The organism is Ferrovum sp. (genome assembly GCF_027317285.1).
In the GTDB taxonomy this organism is placed as follows: Bacteria; Pseudomonadota; Gammaproteobacteria; order Burkholderiales; family Ferrovaceae; genus Ferrovum.
In genome coordinates this window covers 68,050-85,404 of record NZ_DAHVHV010000001.1, presented here as the reverse complement: position 1 = coordinate 85,404, position 17,355 = coordinate 68,050, and the positions used below count along the sequence as shown (strand labels likewise).

The window sequence follows — 17,355 nt, the reverse complement described above, 5'->3', positions numbered from 1 at the left end:
AATGACTTGATGAATTCTTACCTGATCATCGGCGCGGGTAACGTGGCGCGTCGCGTCCTTCCCTTATTGAAGGGCTTGGGCCCCGTATTTACCCTTTGCCGAAGAACGGAGGCGATGCCTCAGTGGCGTACCCTGGGTGCCTTGCCGCTTCCGGGTGACCTGGATCATCCCCATACCCTGCAGCGGCTGGCGGGGCTGGCACGCACCGTCCTTCATTTTGCCCCACCCGGACCCACAGGCCAGGATGACGCACGCACCCGACACCTGCTTGCCGTGCTCGGACGGGCCACCAGTTTACCACAGCGTCTGATCTACATCAGCACCACGGGCGTCTACGGTTCCTCGGCGGGCGCCTGGCTGGATGAAACCAGTCCGGTCCGTCCCCATACCGACCGTGCCCGACGTCGGGTCAATGCCGAAAACCAATTGCGCGCCTTCGGTCGCCGCACGGGTTGCCATGTGGTCATCCTGCGCGCACCTGGCATCTATGGCGAACATCGTTTGCCCCTTGAACGACTCCGGAGGGGCGTTCCCTTGCCCCTGGAAAACCCATGGACCAATCATATCCACGAACTGGACCTGGCACGTTCCGTGGTTGCGGCCTGTACCTTGGGAAAGCCGCAACGCGTGTATAATGTGGTGGACGATCAACCCCTTCCGGTAGGGGACTTTTATGGATCTCTGGCCCAACACCATCACCTGCCGCGCCCGTCTTTTCTCCCGTTCCATGAACTGGAAAAAATCCTCGACCCCCTCAACCTCAGTTTTTTGCAGGAATCCCGGCGCATTCACAACCAGCGCATCAAGCGGGAATTACACTTGAACTGGCGTTATCCCAGCGTGGACTCATTTTTGAAATGAGTAGCGATTTTCGTTAAATTTCTGGACATTTCCAGTGATTTCGAGGCAAAATCGCGACATGAAAAAAATTCTCGTCGTGCACGGTCCAAACCTGAATGCGCTGGGAACCCGCGAGCCTGCGGTTTACGGCAGTTTGACCCTGGCCGATCTGGATACCCGTCTGCGCACCTTGGGAACGGCACGGGGAGTATCCGTGGATTGCTTTCAAAGCAACTGGGAAGGCGCGCTGATCGACCGCATTCATGATGCCCGCGTCGATGGCACTCAGGCCATTCTCATCAACCCGGGGGGGTTGACCCACACCAGCGTGGCGTTACGCGACGCTCTGGCTGCCGTGGACCTCCCTTTTATCGAAGTACACCTGTCGAACATTCATGCCCGGGAACCCTTTCGCCACCACTCCTACCTGTCGGCCAACGCGGTAGGAGTCATCTGTGGATTGGGGATACGGGGGTATGAACTGGCCCTCGACTATTTCATGAACAAGGCATAACCCCATGGATCTGAGAAAATTAAAGAAATTGATTGATTTGGTAGAAGAGTCGGGCATCAGCGAACTGGAGATCACGGAAGGAGAAGAAAAAGTACGCATCGCCAAGTTCGGCAGTTCGGCTCCCCAGTATGCCCCGCCCCAATCGTATTTCCCCCAGGCCGCCCCCCACACCCCGATCGAAACCGTACTCGCCCCCGTTGTCGCAGCCACGCCCGAGAGCGAAGGCCATGTGGTGAAATCGCCCATGGTCGGAACCTTCTACCGCTCTCCCTCCCCAGGGGCCCCGGTCTTTGCAGAAGTTGGTCAAAGCATCAACGAAGGACAAACCCTGTGCATCATCGAGGCCATGAAACTGCTGAATGAAATCGAGTCGGATGTAACGGGCTCCATCAAGCATATCCTGGTGGAGAATGGACAACCCGTCGAATACGGGCAGCCTCTCTTCGTCATCGCCACGGCCTGAAAGGAAGACCCCCCATGTTTGAAAAGATTCTGATCGCCAATCGCGGTGAGATTGCTCTGCGCATATTGCGGGCCTGTCGCGAACTGGGCATCAAAACCGTTGCCGTCCATTCGGAAGCCGATGCCGATGCCAAAGCGGTGGTGCTGGCCGATGAATCGGTCTGCATCGGGCCCGCATCCTCCCAACTCAGTTATCTCAACATCCCGGCCATCATCGCGGCTGCCGAAGTCACCGGGGCCGAAGCCATTCACCCCGGATATGGATTCCTGTCGGAAAATGCGGACTTTGCCGAGCGGGTGGAGAACAGTGGCTTTGTTTTCATCGGTCCCAAGGCAGAAACCATTCGCCTGATGGGGGATAAAATCAGCGCCAAGGCCGCCATGAAAGCGTCGGGGGTCCCCGTGGTCCCGGGATCGGAGGGCCAGTTGCCCACCGACCCCAAGGAACTCAAGGCGCTGGCTGCATCGATTGGGTATCCGGTGCTGATCAAGGCTTCGGCAGGCGGGGGAGGGCGCGGCATGCGCGTGGTGGAGCGGGAAGAGGAACTGCTCGGGTTCCTCACCCTGACGCGCAATGAGGCGCGTACCGCCTTCGGGAATGACACGGTCTACATGGAAAAATACCTGTCCCAGCCTCGCCATGTGGAAATTCAGGTCTTGTCCGACAAGTTCGGCAATGCCTTTTACCTGGGAGAACGGGACTGTTCCATGCAACGCCGTCACCAGAAGATCATCGAAGAAGCCCCAGCACCCGGAGTTCCCGCCGCCCTACGCCAGAAAATCGGGGAAAGTTGTGCGGCTGCCTGCCGTCGTATCCACTACCTGGGTGCGGGTACTTTCGAATTCCTTTACGAGAATGGCGAATTTTATTTCATCGAAATGAATACGCGGGTTCAGGTAGAACATCCGGTCACCGAACTGATCACGGGCATCGATATCGTGCAGGAGCAGATTCGCATTGCCGCCGGAGAAAAACTGTCCTGGAAACAAAAAGATATCCAGCTGCGCGGTCATGCCATCGAATGCCGGATCAACGCTGAAGACCCCTTCACGTTCATCCCGTCCCCCGGACGCATCACGCAATACCATGCGCCAGGCGGCCCCGGGGTGCGCGTGGACTCCCATATCTACCAGAATTACTTCGTCCCGCCTCACTACGATTCGTTGATTGGCAAGGTTCTGACCCATGGCGCCACCCGCGATCAGGCCCTGGCGCGCATGCGTATCGCCTTGTCCGAGATGGTGGTGGAAGGCATCCGGACCAATATTCCGTTGCATCAGAAATTGCTTCAGGATGAGGCCTTTCTGATGGGGGGAACCAGCATTCATTACCTGGAAGAAAAGTTGTCCCGGGAAAAACAGGGGTAAGGGTCATGAGTTGGACTCGTCTGACCCTCCATACCGACCGGGACCATGCCGAACTCTGGTCTGATGCGCTCAGTGCGCAGGGGGCGCTGGCTGTGACCCTGTCCTCCCAGGCCACGGGCGCTGAGGAAGTTCCCGTGTTCGGAGAACCGGGCTGTCCGGACATGCCGCTTTGGCCCCACTGCCAGATCGAGGTGCTTCTGCCTCTCGAGTGGGAGGCCTCTTCCTGGCTGGAACAGGTCAGCACCTCCCTTGACCAGCCCATCCCGCCCCACCACAGCGAGGTCGTGGCAGATCAGGACTGGGTCCGCCTCACCCAAAGTCAGTTCGACCCCATCCCGGCCGCACCCGGACTGTGGATCGTGCCTACCTGGCATGAACCCCCCGACCCCAGCGCCCTCAACCTGCGCCTCGACCCCGGACAGGCTTTCGGGACGGGCAGTCATCCCACCACCCGCCTGTGCCTGGAATGGCTGGCCGCCCATCCCCCCCGCGCACAACGGATATTGGACTATGGCTGTGGCTCGGGAATTCTGACCATTGCAGCGGCATTGCTGGGGGCACCCCATCCCGTCGGGGTGGATATCGACCCCATCGCCGTGCAAACGGCCCGTGACAACGCGATGTCCAATGGGGTGAGCACCTCCTTTTACGAACCGGACTCCTTTCCGGATTCCCCCCGCTTCGACGGGGTGATCGCCAATATCCTGACCAATCCGCTGGTGGTTCTGGCCCCGCTACTCCTGAACCAACTCAGGGTCGGCGGTTGGTTGACCCTGTCCGGCATTCTATCCTCCCAGGTAGAACGGGTACGGAATGCCTACGCCCCGGATTGTCCTCTTTCCATCGTGGGGGAACGAGAAGGGTGGGTCTGTCTCAGCGGTGTGAAGCAGGTATACTGACGTCTCTCTGAATTCCCCTGGAGTGACCATGCTACCCCCCAACGACCGTCGCTATAGTGCTACCCATCAATGGGCTCAACCCACTGCGGAAGGAACCCTGGCCATCGGAATCACGGATTTTGCGCAAGACCAGTTGGGTGACCTGATGTTTGTGGAGCTTGCAAGCGTGGGACGTGTCCTGAAGGCAGGGGAATCCTGCGCCACCCTCGAATCCGTCAAAACTGCTTCCGAAGTGGCATCCCCCATCAGCGGTACCGTATATGCCGTCAATGAGACCCTGAAGGACCATCCCGAAGTGCTCAATACCGAACCCTACAACCATTGGCTGGTAAAAATCACGCCCCATCGCGCGGAGGATTACACCCAACTGCTGACCGCCGAGGATTACCAACACAGCGTGTAACCCGATTTACGCTATCATTTCCCATTCCCCCACCACCCACAAGGAGAATCCCATGACCACCGTAACTCTGGGCGGACAGCCCGTCGCCGTTGCCGGCCAGTTCCCTCTGGCGGGGCAGATTGCCACCGATTTTTCATTGGCCGCACAGGATCTGAGCGATCGCACTTTGAAGGACTATGCCGGCAAACGCAAGATTCTCAATATCGTCCCCAGCCTCGACACCCCCACCTGCGCCACCTCGACGCGTAAATTCAATGAGAAGGCATCCACGCTGAAGAATACGGTCATCCTGGTCATCTCCGCAGATTTGCCCTTTGCCATGGCAAGGTTCTGTGCTGCCGAAGGCATCAAGAACGTCGAGATCCTGTCCACTTTCCGCAACCACCATTTTCATCAAGCCTATGGCGTGGACATCACCGACGGACCGCTACGCGGTCTGACTGCCCGGGCAGTGGTGGTTCTGGATGAAAATGATCGGGTTCTGCATACCGAACTGGTCTCCGACATCAAGGACGAGCCCAATTACAGCGCCGCCCTGACTTCCCTGAACTGAGAAACCCGTCCCATGCGTATTCTTCTCTGCGGTTCCCTGGCCTATGACACCATCATGGTATTCCCGGATCATTTCAAGAACCATATCCTGCCAGATCGCCTCCATCAGTTGAGTGTCGCCTTTCTGGTTCCGGAGATGCGCCGGGAATTCGGGGGAACCGCAGGGAATATCGCTTACAACTTGCATCTCCTGGGAGAAACGCCTTCCATCCTGGCCACCGTGGGCGAAGATTTTCTTCCCTACCGAACCCGCCTCGAACATCTCGGGTTCGACCTGCGGGGCATTCGACTCATCCCTGGCAGTTACACGGCACAGGCCTTCATCACCACAGACCTGGACGACAACCAGATCACCGCCTTTCACCCTGGCGCCATGGCTGCTTCTCACACCCACACCATCGACACGGTCCCTGGCATTACGATGGGAGTCGTTTCGCCCGATGGACGGGAAGGCATGCTCCAGCATGCCCGACAATTCCACGAAGCCGGAATTCCCTTTCTGTTCGACCCCGGGCAGGGCCTCCCTCTCTTCAGCGGACCGGAACTGCTCGAGTTTCTGGAACAGGCCACCTGGCTGGCGGTCAACGACTACGAGGCACAGTTGATGGCCAACAAGACCGGCCTCTCCTTCGAGCAACTGGCCAGCCGCGTGGATGCCGCCATCATGACCCGGGGGGCTCAGGGATCGTGCATCTTTGCCGGAAATGAAGTCATCCCCATCCCCGCGGTCCCGACAGACCGGATACTCGACCCCACAGGATGCGGAGACGCCTACCGGGCGGGGCTGATGTACGGATTGAGTCACCGCTGGGACTGGGACCGCACCGGGCGTCTGGCTTCCTTGCTGGGTTCCTTGAAAATCGCCTGTCGGGGCGGTCAGAACCATACTGTCACACGCGCCCAACTCAATGAAAAACTTCAGGAGAAATTCGGCTTTTCTCTTGACCCATGAGCATGCTCCCGCGCATTCTGAGATTGCTCGGACATATCCTGCGCGCAGTGCTCACTACGGCCCTGGTTCTGCCGTGGTGCTCCCGGGCCCGGCGCCGTCAACTCATCTGCCATTGGTCCCGCACACTGCTCCGGCATTTGCGCCTGACCGTTCAGGTACAAGGCGCCTGGCCCGATGGTCCAGGTCCCTACCTGCTGACTTCGAATCATATTTCCTGGGTGGACATCTTTGTCATTCACTCCGTCCATCCCGTACGCTTCGTTTCCAAATCCGAAGTGCGGCATTGGCCTGTTTTCGGATGGCTGGCCGCCCAGACGGGAACCTTGTTCCTCAGCCGGTCTTCCCGTCGACAAACCCTGGAGATCGGAAAAGCGATGATACAGGTCCTGCAGGCGGGTGATGATCTGGGGTTTTTTCCGGAATCCACCACCAGCGACGGCACGACCATCCTTCCCTTCAAAACGGCTCTCCTGCAGTCGCCCCTGGATTGCCAGGCCACGTTGTTACCCGTCGCCCTGCGCTATTCCGCGCCCCAGGGGCATGAAGAATCCGCGTATCCGTTCATTGGAAACATGACCTTCACGGAGTCCCTGGTGCGGATCCTGAAGAGTCCGCCCAGTCAGGTCACCCTGTCTCTGGGCACTCCTCTCCGGGCCACCGAACTGGGCACCGACCGACGGCAACTGGCGCTGCAGTTGCACACACTCACCCAACGATTGCGTGAATCAATGTAAGGGGCGAACGGGCATGCCCGCCACCTGAAAAATCACCCCGTCTTCCAGTCTGAGTGCCGTCAACGGCCCCCCCCACAAGCACCCCGTATCCAACCCCTGCACATCGACACTACAATGCAGTCCCAACGCCGACCAATGACCACAGAGAAGGCGCTGCCCTGCACTACGTCGCCTGGGTACGGCAAACCAGGGCATAAAACCATCCGGAATCCCCTTCAGGGGACCTTTGTAGCCAAACTCCATCACGCCCTCGCAGGAACAGATGCGCAACCGGGTCATTCCGTTGATGATCGTGCGCCAACGCGCCACGCCCGTCAATGCATCATGCCAACCCGTCGGGGTATTGCCATACATCACCTTCAGAAAATCACCATATTGGTCACTTTGCAGAACCCCTTCCACTTCCCTGGCCAGGGAGGCGGCCTGATCCACAGTCCACTGCGGCAGCAGCCCCGCATGAACCAGGGTCACCCCCTGATCCCGGTAAAGCAGAGGACGGCAGCGTATCCAGCGCAACAACTCTTCCCGATCGGGCGCCTCGAGAATGTCGTCGAGCGTATCTCCGGGACGCAAGTGGGTGGCACCCTCTGCCACGCACAGCAAATGCAGGTCATGGTTGCCCAGTACGACCGTCGCCTGATCGCCCAGTGACCTGACCATGCGGAGCAACTCGAGGGAATGGGGACCACGATTGACCACATCGCCGACAAACCACAACTCATCCCGTTTTCTCAGCGGCAGGGTGGAAAGCAGACGGTCCAGGGGTTCCAGACACCCCTGAAGATCACCGATTACGTACACACTCATGGAGTGGGTGCGGTTGGCGTCGCAACGGTGGAAGGCGAACTCCCGTTTGCCGGCGCAGGAGGGGACGGAAGGGCCATGGCCACTTCCCCCACCGGCTTGATGCGCGCTTCCACCGCCGCCTCATTTTGTTGTGCAGCCGAAGGGACGGAACGGTCAGAACAACCGCCCAGCGCCCCCGCACCCAAAAGTATCGCCCCAATACATGCCACACGCCTCTTCATCATGAACTCTCCTCAATGCGCACCGTTTCCATTCTACCCCCAACTGTCCAGCCGATTCGTTTGAAAGTTTCACCTTTTTTCTCAACCTCTGGCCCTAAAAGTCATTATCTGGTAATTTCCGGGTTAGCCCTTTGGTAGCCACATCTTTCCTATGAACTCATTCCTGATTTTGCTGCGGCGGCCCGGACCGCGGTGGTTCTGCGCCCTGTTCGTCGCCTGTCTCCTGGGCTGTTCTCCAGAACTTCCGCCACAGGCCCAAAACGGAACGATCACCCCCACTGTCTTCAATACGCAGTCTCCTGCACCTCATGCCCCGCCCAACCACGGATTCACTGCCCTGGTTGCCTTCGGAGACAGCCTTTCCGACATGGGGACCTATACGGTCCTGGCCGAGCGAACCTATGGTCTGGGAACCTCCTTCAATATCCCATTCGCCGGTCTACCCTATCCGGCGGGTGGACAATTCACTGTCAATGGCGCCGCAACGGGGAATTGGGTGGGAGACTTGGCCCAACGACTCAACCTCGACATCACTCCGAACCTGGTTGGTTACGGCGGCGCCCCCGGTAGCCGATACCTCACGCCCAAGGGCGGATTTTCCCGTACACCGGTATTTTGCCCCTTTGGTTTCCAGACTGAGCGCCACCCGGCATTTTGCCTGGACTTTGCTGAAGGGGGTGCCATGGTCAGCGACCCCATGGGCATTGACCACGATCAGGGAGCCTTGACCTTGCCGTTGACCCAACAGGTCTCCCAGTACCTGCATCAGTTCCATCGTTTTCGCCCCGACCAGTTGGTCACCGTGTTTGGTGGAAACAATGATGTGCTGTCAGTCTTCACCCAATTCCTGGTCAACATCACGGAAAGCGTCCAGCAACGGGTGGCCCGTGCAAAACAGAATGATCCGACCATGGGACCGGTTCGCCAGCAGGAGGTTGCGACCCAGGCCTTGGGCCAGGAATATCAAACCGCACTCGTTCATGCCCAGCATCAGATAGATCAGGCAGCCGACGATCTGGCCAGGCTCACCCTGCGGATCATCGAGCACGGAGCCCGTTATGTGCTGGTCTATACACTCCCCGATTCTGCCGAAACACCCTTTGGACGCGGCCTTCCCTACACTTTGAGAGATTTTCCCCAACCTCCCCCGGTCGGCTATGTCTGTCACGCCTCGGAAACCCTGGCCCCATGCAGTCTCCTGTCACTGCTGGTGAATCGATTCAACCAGCGCCTGCTTGACAACTTGCAGGGCAAGCCCGTCAAGATATTCGACAGTCACCAATTGTTCAAGGAACTCGTCGCCCACCCCGAGGCCTACGGCTTCACTCATGCCACCGTTCCCTGGTGCAGCCCCAAGGTGCCCTCATCCCTTCTGTGCAATCTCGACACCCCCAACAAAACCGCAGGAGCGACCGTTCAGGATCTTTCGTCCTGGTTATTTGCCGACGACATCCATCCCACGCCAGCAGGCTATCAGGTTCTGGCAGATCAAACCTGGTCTGAATTGGAACGGTTTGGCTGGATAGTCAAACCCCCACAGCCCGGCGGTCAGGACCAGGGCAGGTGAATGACGCTGACCACCGGGTGTTTAAAAGCCCACAGATCTTCGATCATGTTTTCCACTTGTGCGCCAGATACTTGTACAACACACAAGGGTCTCTCGTGCTTCTGCAAGGTCACGAAGGTAATCAGGCGCAATTTGTGCTTCAACACGATCTCCGACAGTTTCGGGAAAACATCCTCGCCTGCCGAAATATCGAACGTCACCCGGATTCCCTTCGCATCCGTTTCAAAAATGCTCGCAAAAGCACGAAACAGATCGGATTCCGTGATCAACCCCACCAGATTCCTTCCCTGTACCACTGGTAGCGCACCAATTTTCTTGTCGCGCATCAACTGAGCAGCCCGCTCGATGGGCTCTTCGGGTGTCGTCGTCAGGGGATTCGCGCGCATGAGATCACGAACCTTCAAATTCGACTCCAGAGGAAACTCAGCCATCAAAGTCTCCCGGCTCACCGGAGAAAACGGATTAGCCTCCTTGGGATAGGCATGCAGAACATCCGAATAGGAAATAATCCCCTCCAACCGTGCTCCAGATGGCGACTCTTTCACCACGGGGATCCGGCGGATCCGGTGTCTGGTCATCAAATCAGCCACGGCTACCAGGGAATCCTCCGGCGTAACGGTCAACAATCGACGAGTCATCCACATACCAACAAACATTCTTTCCGCTCCGAGAGGATCAGGGGGCTTTGGACTATTTCATCCCGCCGTGCCGGCGCGCTTCCTCTTCGTAGAGTTTGGCCAAAATGGTGGAATCCTCTTCTCCGTGGCCTTTGTCATGCGCCCATTCAAAGGCGCTCCGCGCAGCCCGGTGGAGAGGGCAGGGCACACCATGGCGCTCGAACTGATCGATTTCGTAGGACAGATCCTTGATCATCTGGTTGACCTTGACGCGCACCGTATAGTCGCCATCGACCATGAAACGGGCCTCGCGCAATCCCCGCGGGGAAAAGGGTGCCGTGGTGGCCTTGATGGCCAGCCGTCGTTCCACATCCATATGGCCGACCTTCATCAAGGCCACCATTTCGGCCGCAGCAAGGTATTCAATGCCCAACTTGCCATTGATCATCAGTTTTTCCGAAATCCCGTCGAGTGGTCCCCCGGCATGATTGATTTTGCTGCCCATGGCCAGCAAAAGTGGCTGAATCCTGACCATGGCATCCTCAGATGCCCCTACGGTAAAGACCAGCGTACGATTGTCTGCTTCAGGCAAAGACCCGGACATGGGCGCCGAGACGAACTCGATGCCCTTGGCTACACAAGCATCGGCCAATTTTTTTTCATGGCCCAAGGTCAGGGTAGCGCATTCCAGGGCAATGGACCCCGCTTTCATATGAGGGAGTGCACCAGTTTGAGGGTTGAGCCACACGTCGGCAGAAGCGGCATCATCCCATACCATGGTAATCACGAACTCGGCATGGGTCACCGCCTCTGCGGGAGTCATGGCATGGCGTGCGCCCAGTTCCACGAGGGGCAGGCAAGCGGCTGCTTCAATATTCCAGACCGTCACGGAATAGCCTGCGGCGATCAATGAACGGGCCATGCGCGAACCCATGGCACCCATACCCAATACGGCAACCTGTTGAGGTGAAGAAGAGGACGGAGTATTCACGGTAATATCTTTCCTGTGTCCGGGTTAAAATCAGGCCTTCGATGCTAGAAAGATTCGAAGAAGTTAAAAAGCGAATAATGCACGTATGACATATGAACCATTTTAACATCCCAATCCAGTCCATCGCATCCATTTTTTATGGAACTTGATCCCTTGAGCAGGATACGACGTCACTTCATCCTCTTCTTGAACCTGCTTTGTCTATGGTTCGATCCCGCCAAGGCGGCGGGGGCTTCCCCCCCGGCACCCCTGTCCCCCCCCACCCTGACCCCGATTCATCATCTGGTGATCCTCTACGACGAAAACATTTCCTTCGATCATTATTTCGGCGCCTATCCCAAGGCACTCAACCCTCCGGGCTCACCCCGCTTCATTGCCAAACCCCACACGCCCAAAGTCGACGGCTTCGATTCCCTGCCCTCGAACCCGAACCCCCATCCCTTTCGTCTCGACCGAAGGCAGGCAGTCACGGCAGACCAGTCTCACGCCTATACGGATGAACAGGAAGCATTCCATCACGGGCACATGGACCGCTTTGTCGAATCCACCGGAAATGGGCTGGCCCATACTTCTGGCGTACTGGGCAGCCCCGCCACGGTCATGGGCTATTTCGATGGCAATACCGTCACTGCCCTGTGGAATTATGCCCAGCACTACGCCTTGAGTGATGCCACCTTCACGGATACCTTCGGCCCTTCCACCCCGGGCGCGCTGGAAGTGGTGGCAGGGCAAACCCATGGCACAATTCCGGTTTTTTCCCAACGCTTCCCTTCGTTGCCCACCAGTATCCTCTTGCCGGATGGTCGAGGCATGTTCACCCTGATTGGTGATGCCGATCCGGAAGAGGATGTCTGTTCGCGCTCACCGCTCAAAATCCGCATGGCGGGCCCCAATATCGGCGAGCTGCTGGACAGGAAAAAGGTTCCCTGGGGAAATTTCATGGGGGGCTTTGACCTCCATCGCGTCAACCCGGACGGCAGTTCGGGCTGTACCCGAACCAGTTCCACGATCACCGGTTCGGTGGTACGCGATTATCAGCCTCATCACAATGGATTTCAGTACTACCCTTCCACGGCCAACCCCTTTCACACCCGCCCGTCCTCCCTGTCCGCCATTGGCCATGCAACCCTGCCGGATGGCGTGACGCCGGAACCGGCCCATCACCAGTATGATCTGGAAGATTTCTTCAGTGCGGTAAAGGCGGGAAATTTTCCGGCCGTCAGTTTTCTCAAGGCACCGGCCTTTCAAGATGGTCATGCCGGCTACTCCAACCCTTTGGATGAACAACATTTCGTCGTGCGTGTACTCAATTTCCTTCAAAGTCGTCCTGAATGGAAGGAGACCGCCGTCATCCTGACCTATGATGATTCCGATGGCTGGTATGATCACGCGCTCTCGCCCATCCTTCATTCTTCCCACGACCCCCAGGCCGATACCCTGAGCAGTGCGGGACATTGCGGATCGGAAAACCGCATCCCCCTCGGCATCGATGGGCACCCCGTCAATGGTCGCTGTGGCCCTGGTCCGCGCATTCCCTTGCTGGTCCTGTCCCCCTGGGCAAAGGCCAACTGGGTTGACCATACAGCGCTGACTCAAACCTCCATTCTCCGCTTCATCGAGGACAATTGGTTACATGGAGCACGCCTGGGCCAAGGGTCTTTCGACAGCGAGGCGGGCAACCTGATGCACCTCTTCGATTTCACCCGGCCGACACCGCTTCCCCCTCTCTTTCTGGACCCTGACACGGGACTTCCTCTCGCACTTCTTCCCCATGACCTCTGATCGCCCAAAAAAAAGTTTCCTGATCCTCTGTACCCTGCGTATCGGGGATATTCTTCTCGCAACGCCGCTCATGCGATCCCTGCGCAAGGCGTACCCTGACAGCAGAATCGACGTGCTGGTTCTGAAGGGCATGGCCGGTGTGCTGGAAGGCAACCCGGACATCGATGGAATCATTGAAAGTCCTCATCGGACTACCCTCTGGAACCGTCTCAGGGAATGGCGCTCCCTCTGGCGCCGCTATACCCATGCCCTGAGCCCGGTCTCTTCTGATCGGGCGAGGTTTTACGCTTTTGTGGCAGCCCCCCAGCGTCTGGGTTTCATCAATCCCCATACCTCGTCCTTTTCACGGCGTTTACTCACCCACACGTTCCTGTTCGATGACGAAACGCTGCACACCGTCCCCCACAATCTGAGGTTACTGGAACCCCTGGGCATTCCTCCCGACTGCACCGTCGTCCCCCCCTCGGCAAAAGGAACGCTCCCCCTGCCACTGCACGAAAAAAAGTATGCCGTGGTCCATCCCTATCCAAAATTTACTTATAAATCGTGGCCACTGGAGAACTGGGTCACATTGATTCAAGAACTACAGAAGAGGTCCATACCTGTTGTTCTCACAGGCAGTCGCAATCCAGAGGAAATGAATGTGGTTCGGGAAATTGCACAACGCACCACGGCACTCGATCTGGCAGGCACCCTGTCCCTGGCAGAAACCGCCGATCTCATCCGGAAGGCTCAATTTTTTGTGGGGCCAGATACAGGGATTACCCACATGGCCGCTGCAACGGGCATCCCCACCTTGACTCTCTTCGGCCCCACCAATCCAGTCAAGTGGGGCCCCTGGCCCGCCACCCAGGACTGCGCACAGCAACCCTGGCGCCGTCAGGGAAGCCAACACCAAGGAAATGTCTGGATCATTCAGGGATCAGGACCCTGCGTACCCTGCCACCAGGAAGGATGTGACCGCCACGCGCTCAGCAAGAGCCTGTGTCTGGAAAACCTCCCGGTGAGCGCCGTTCTGGAGGTCATCCAGACCCTGACACGTACACAGCGTTGAACCTAATCTGTCTATCCTGACACAGGTAGTTCCATGATCAAATGATTCAGCGTATCCACCCGAGTTTCCAAAAGTCGTGAAATTCTGTCTCTAATCCCGTAAGACATCACGACCCTCCGACCTTTGGTGGCGATCCCCGCACAAAACTCCACCCCTTCCATTTCAAATTGGAAAGGTTCCGAACGTCGTATTAAATTGAAATTTCCATCAAAGCAAAGAAAATAGTGGTCAAAAATAACTTTTTTGACCTGGTACTCGGAGTCATGGGTAATGTGCTTCATAAATAGTTTTTTAAAGACTGGCGCTTTTCTGCGGTGATGAGACACGGCAAGCCAGCCAGTTTCCCATGGGATGACCTGTGAAGAACCAGATAAAATAGAACCTCGAATCGGTGCAATCCGGGATTTGGGGTTCACGCCCAATTTTTCCGATACTGGACGTAGTTCACCCTCCGAATAAAGGTAAACTTCCAAAGGCTGAGTAGAATAAAACAGGTAGAGTTCGTCATCCCGAACACAGGGCATCCAGTTTTTTTCTCGAGCATGGTCATGAGGAGAGGGGAGTACTACCGGATCTACCCATTCACCCTCACTGATCCTGGCAAGTGTCATGGTGTTATAAAAACTTTCGCCCTCCCGACGGAATCCACTGAACAGACCCCACAATTCTCCCTTCCAAAGAAAGAGGCGCCCATCTTCCAGACCATTCCTGGCCGGTGAACAAGTTTGCCGGATTTTCTGGTCATCCAATTTACGGGTAGACTTCAGCGTAAAATCATCCGCATAGTGAAGCAACCAGTTTTCACTGCTCAGGCATTCCTGTTGAGATCCATGATAGGGTATGGGATCAAGAGCTCGCACCAGCACCCACCAACCCTCTTCCCCTGCCACAATGGATGGATTACAAAAATCCAGGGAAGTTGGAAGATGAATCTCTTGCATCCTCACCATGTTCGAACACTCAATCAGTTTCATAGAGAAATCAATAAGCCGCCTAACAAAACGATGCTATACCCTTCTGTGAAATCAACCAAAAACGAATTATAAAGGCAGCCAAAGGCAAACAGAATCCCAATGCCACGCAACACTTGTCCAGACAGTCCCGGTTGACGACCGCCGCGTAGATAAAATATGAAAAAGGCTGCGATGGCTACCAAACCAGGAACGCCAAACTGGACAGCCCACATCAGGTATTCGTCATGGAAATTGGAAGTCGCCAATCGATTGACCGGTGTAGTCTCATTTTTGGCCAATTCTTGTGTCAAGGTCAGAACAGACCCGGTTCCCGATCCCAGCGCAGGATGTTTCAAAAACAGAAGAACCCCTTTATGCCAAAACTCTACTCGCTCTCCCTGCGAAGTGTCTGCGCCGGTTTGATGGGATTGTCGGACCTCCTGAAACACGGTTCCCAGCATCGTTGAAGGGTTCGTCAGGCTCCACAAGGTACTTCCCAGCACGATCATCACGCTGAGAACCAGTACCCAACGCCCTTGAAACCGAGTACTTGGCCCGGAATTGCTTTGGGTCTTCGAGAGATCTTTCTCCTGCCGCACCACTGCCCTGTTTCGTGAAAACCACCACTCGCCCAATAACCAAAGCGCAATCACGGGGAGCATCGCCTTGCCGGTTCTCCCTACCATCACGAAAGCCACGTTACCCGCAGCAAGTAAGGCCATCCCCCAATATAAAAATCGTTGCTTTTCTCTTGCTTGCCAACCCAAGGCACTGGCAATGACCACCAGGATGCAAAACAACAAACCTTGGGTAATATGCTGGCGAAAAACCGCATCTCCAGGGCTGGGCATGCCAGCCACATAGATAGGATCACTGATATGTGTCAACCTCAGGTACTCAGTCCAGGATAGGAGTACATTGATCAGCAACGCTCCACACAATACGTTCAATCCTCGAACCCGGTCTTTTTCCTCTTGGAAAAAAGGCATCAACAAAGGAATGAATAAAAGTTTATGGTAACGGTTGAGTACGTTGAGGGCTTCATGATGCGGTCCCACAGAATACACTGTCCCCAGTCCGACGATCACAAGCATGATCAAGGCTGTCAGTGACAGTGGGTTTCTCAATAACCGTGGAAGCGCTTGCCACCATTCCCTGGAAAAAAGTGCCATCAGCAGAATGAGGTAACCAAAGAAATTGACCCCCACGACTGAAAAAGGGAGGGACGCAAGCATTCCATAGACGCATAGGCGGATGGATGCGGCAAAAGAAAATAGTTTCACTCTGAATACTCCGCCCTGCGAGAGAAACTCTCTTGACAAAAACTCATGCCGTTCCCCATCGTTCGGCAATTCTCTGCAGGATGGCCTCCACTGCCTGTCGGGTTCCCAGGGGGGGGAGGGTGGAACGAGGCATTTTGTCCTCTACCCAGTCCCGATGCAACCGTCCCAGTAACGCCTCCAATGCCCCGCTCCGGTCCACCTCGATGGCATAGCCCCCATGCTTCCCGATTAAATCCATCAATTGGGGGTTCAGATGCACAAGGCCAATCACCGGCCGATCTGCCCATAGGTAATCATAAAATTTGGAAGGAATGTACTCGGCACAATCGGCCGTATGACCATGGATCAGCAATAGACCATCCATCCGGTGCATTTCCTGCTGAATACGTTCCCGACCGGACAGTCCCGAGTGAGGATCCCGTTCCAGACGCCCGTGTTCGAAAAAATATTTCTGCATTCCCAACCGCTGAATGGCTTCTCGACCTGGCCCATCGATGCTTCCACCAAAACAATGAATTTCCATGTCCCCCGCCTGTTCCGGACAGGATTGAGAAAAACGCGCAAGGGCCTCCACAAATGGACGCAGGGTACGCACCTCGGAGAGAGAGCCAAAGTGCCCCAGACGCAAACGAGGCCCTTTCTGGTAGGCTGCCCTGGCCTGGGGGGGTTCCGCCCCGGGCAATAGGGCAAAGCCGCGCTTGCCCAATTGTGGGTGCCGTTTCAGCGCACTGGTCAGAGCCTGCTCGGTAAACCACCAGACCATATCCGCCTCCGTGCAGATCATCCCTTCCAGGCGAGCCCAAAACTTGAGATTTCGGGTGGCCGGAGTTGTCCCCGGAAAAATCATGGGGTCATGGATCTCGGCAATCCAGCGAACTTTCGTCAGTTTTTTTAACCAGTATCCCGCCCAATGGGCCGAGTAGGCTCCCCCTGTGGAGTAGATGAGTTCCGGCTGATAACGCCGAATCATTTTCCACCCCCGATAGAGGGCGGCAGGCGTCCAGGACCACTGACTTTGCAGTCCCACGACCAGTCGTTCCAGAATGATGAAAGGGGCCAGAAGCAGCGAAGTCAAACCGGTAACCACGCGGTAACGCCAATCGCGACCCCATTTCAGGGCCAGCAAGTGACGCAGGTCGAAACGGAAGCCGGCGGGGCCCCAGGGAAGTAATTGTTCGTGAACGAAACGCGAATCCCTGACGCCGGTAACCGCGCTGAGTACGATGGGTTCGATACCAGCCGCCCTGAGGTGAGGGATCTTGTCCGTTATGGTCAGACTGGCCGCCCTTCCGTCCATGTTGAATCCATGGGAAAGAATCAGCCAACGACGTGCTGGCGCGCTCGTCATGCCTTGTC

General features: G+C 56.6%; 19 protein-coding genes. 12 read left to right on the top strand and 7 right to left on the bottom strand.

Features of this window, described 5'->3' with window-relative positions; translation table 11 throughout:
- Window positions 1-9 precede the first annotated feature (9 nt).
- Genes M6F29_RS00395 through M6F29_RS00355 form a run of 9 tightly spaced genes read left to right on the top strand, consistent with a single transcriptional unit; the run spans window position 10 to window position 6,724 of the window.
- Complete coding sequence (locus tag M6F29_RS00395; protein ID WP_298156463.1) at window positions 10-861, top strand: SDR family oxidoreductase; 852 nt, start codon at window positions 10-12, stop codon at window positions 859-861.
- Window positions 862-919: 58 nt separating this feature from the next.
- On the top strand, window positions 920-1,354 hold the full coding sequence (gene aroQ / locus M6F29_RS00390; RefSeq protein ID WP_297477645.1) for a type II 3-dehydroquinate dehydratase: 435 nt from the start codon (window positions 920-922) through the stop codon (window positions 1,352-1,354).
- A 4-nt stretch (window positions 1,355-1,358) separates the two neighbouring features.
- Window positions 1,359-1,817 (top strand): acetyl-CoA carboxylase biotin carboxyl carrier protein, encoded by a 459-nt coding sequence (gene accB / locus M6F29_RS00385; RefSeq protein ID WP_298156461.1) that lies wholly within the window; start codon window positions 1,359-1,361, stop codon window positions 1,815-1,817.
- A 14-nt stretch (window positions 1,818-1,831) separates the two neighbouring features.
- Entirely contained in the window at window positions 1,832-3,184 is a 1,353-nt protein-coding gene (gene accC / locus M6F29_RS00380; protein ID WP_297453997.1) for an acetyl-CoA carboxylase biotin carboxylase subunit, read from the top strand.
- 5 nt (window positions 3,185-3,189) lie between these two features.
- Window positions 3,190-4,083, top strand: a complete 894-nt coding sequence (gene prmA / locus M6F29_RS00375; protein WP_298156458.1) for a 50S ribosomal protein L11 methyltransferase — start codon at window positions 3,190-3,192, stop codon at window positions 4,081-4,083.
- Between the two features lie 28 nt (window positions 4,084-4,111).
- The gene (gene gcvH / locus M6F29_RS00370; protein ID WP_298156456.1) at window positions 4,112-4,486 is read left to right on the top strand and encodes a glycine cleavage system protein GcvH; all 375 of its coding nucleotides are present in this window, start codon (window positions 4,112-4,114) and stop codon (window positions 4,484-4,486) included.
- A 52-nt stretch (window positions 4,487-4,538) separates the two neighbouring features.
- On the top strand, window positions 4,539-5,039 hold the full coding sequence (tpx, locus tag M6F29_RS00365) for a thiol peroxidase (RefSeq protein WP_298156453.1): 501 nt from the start codon (window positions 4,539-4,541) through the stop codon (window positions 5,037-5,039).
- 12 nt (window positions 5,040-5,051) lie between these two features.
- Window positions 5,052-5,990, top strand: coding sequence for a carbohydrate kinase family protein (locus M6F29_RS00360; protein WP_298156451.1), 939 nt, complete (start codon window positions 5,052-5,054; stop codon window positions 5,988-5,990).
- A 2-nt stretch (window positions 5,991-5,992) separates the two neighbouring features.
- Window positions 5,993-6,724: a lysophospholipid acyltransferase family protein gene (locus tag M6F29_RS00355; protein ID WP_298156449.1), complete on the top strand. Its 732-nt coding sequence runs from the start codon at window positions 5,993-5,995 to the stop codon at window positions 6,722-6,724.
- Here the strand turns inward: M6F29_RS00355 and M6F29_RS00350 are convergent.
- A complete protein-coding gene (locus M6F29_RS00350; RefSeq protein ID WP_298156446.1) occupies window positions 6,716-7,531 on the bottom strand; it encodes a symmetrical bis(5'-nucleosyl)-tetraphosphatase in 816 nt (271 codons plus the stop codon). The genes M6F29_RS00355 and M6F29_RS00350 overlap by 9 nt on opposite strands.
- Window positions 7,528-7,755 (bottom strand): hypothetical protein, encoded by a 228-nt coding sequence (locus M6F29_RS00345; protein ID WP_298156442.1) that lies wholly within the window; start codon window positions 7,753-7,755, stop codon window positions 7,528-7,530. Before M6F29_RS00345 ends, M6F29_RS00350 begins: the two co-directional genes overlap by 4 nt.
- Window positions 7,756-7,903: 148 nt before the next feature.
- On the opposite strand from M6F29_RS00345, the gene M6F29_RS00340 reads away from it, so the two are divergent.
- On the top strand, window positions 7,904-9,319 hold the full coding sequence (locus tag M6F29_RS00340; RefSeq protein WP_298156439.1) for an SGNH/GDSL hydrolase family protein: 1,416 nt from the start codon (window positions 7,904-7,906) through the stop codon (window positions 9,317-9,319).
- On the opposite strand, the gene M6F29_RS00335 is transcribed toward M6F29_RS00340, so the two are convergent.
- Entirely contained in the window at window positions 9,301-9,957 is a 657-nt protein-coding gene (locus tag M6F29_RS00335; RefSeq protein WP_298156437.1) for a CBS domain-containing protein, read from the bottom strand. The two genes, M6F29_RS00340 and M6F29_RS00335, sit on opposite strands and share 19 nt — an antisense overlap.
- Before the next feature lie 52 nt (window positions 9,958-10,009).
- The gene (locus M6F29_RS00330; protein WP_298156434.1) at window positions 10,010-10,927 is read right to left on the bottom strand and encodes an NAD(P)-dependent oxidoreductase; all 918 of its coding nucleotides are present in this window, start codon (window positions 10,925-10,927) and stop codon (window positions 10,010-10,012) included.
- Between the two features lie 153 nt (window positions 10,928-11,080).
- Between M6F29_RS00330 and M6F29_RS00325 the strand changes: the two genes are divergently transcribed.
- Both M6F29_RS00325 and M6F29_RS00320 read left to right on the top strand, forming a co-directional pair.
- Entirely contained in the window at window positions 11,081-12,709 is a 1,629-nt protein-coding gene (locus M6F29_RS00325; protein WP_298156432.1) for a phospholipase C, read from the top strand.
- The gene (locus tag M6F29_RS00320; RefSeq protein ID WP_298156429.1) at window positions 12,699-13,763 is read left to right on the top strand and encodes a glycosyltransferase family 9 protein; all 1,065 of its coding nucleotides are present in this window, start codon (window positions 12,699-12,701) and stop codon (window positions 13,761-13,763) included. Before M6F29_RS00325 ends, M6F29_RS00320 begins: the two co-directional genes overlap by 11 nt.
- An 11-nt stretch (window positions 13,764-13,774) precedes the next feature.
- Here the strand turns inward: M6F29_RS00320 and M6F29_RS00315 are convergent, their stop codons facing one another.
- From M6F29_RS00315 to M6F29_RS00305, 3 genes are read right to left on the bottom strand one after another with little or no spacing between them, the layout of a single operon-like run.
- Entirely contained in the window at window positions 13,775-14,737 is a 963-nt protein-coding gene (locus M6F29_RS00315; protein WP_298156428.1) for a hypothetical protein, read from the bottom strand.
- A complete protein-coding gene (locus tag M6F29_RS00310) occupies window positions 14,734-16,068 on the bottom strand; it encodes an O-antigen ligase family protein (RefSeq protein WP_298156427.1) in 1,335 nt (444 codons plus the stop codon). Before M6F29_RS00310 ends, M6F29_RS00315 begins: the two co-directional genes overlap by 4 nt.
- A complete protein-coding gene (locus tag M6F29_RS00305) occupies window positions 16,043-17,347 on the bottom strand; it encodes a glycosyltransferase family protein (RefSeq protein ID WP_298156424.1) in 1,305 nt (434 codons plus the stop codon). The genes M6F29_RS00310 and M6F29_RS00305 overlap by 26 nt, the downstream gene beginning before the upstream one ends.
- Window positions 17,348-17,355 lie beyond the last annotated feature (8 nt).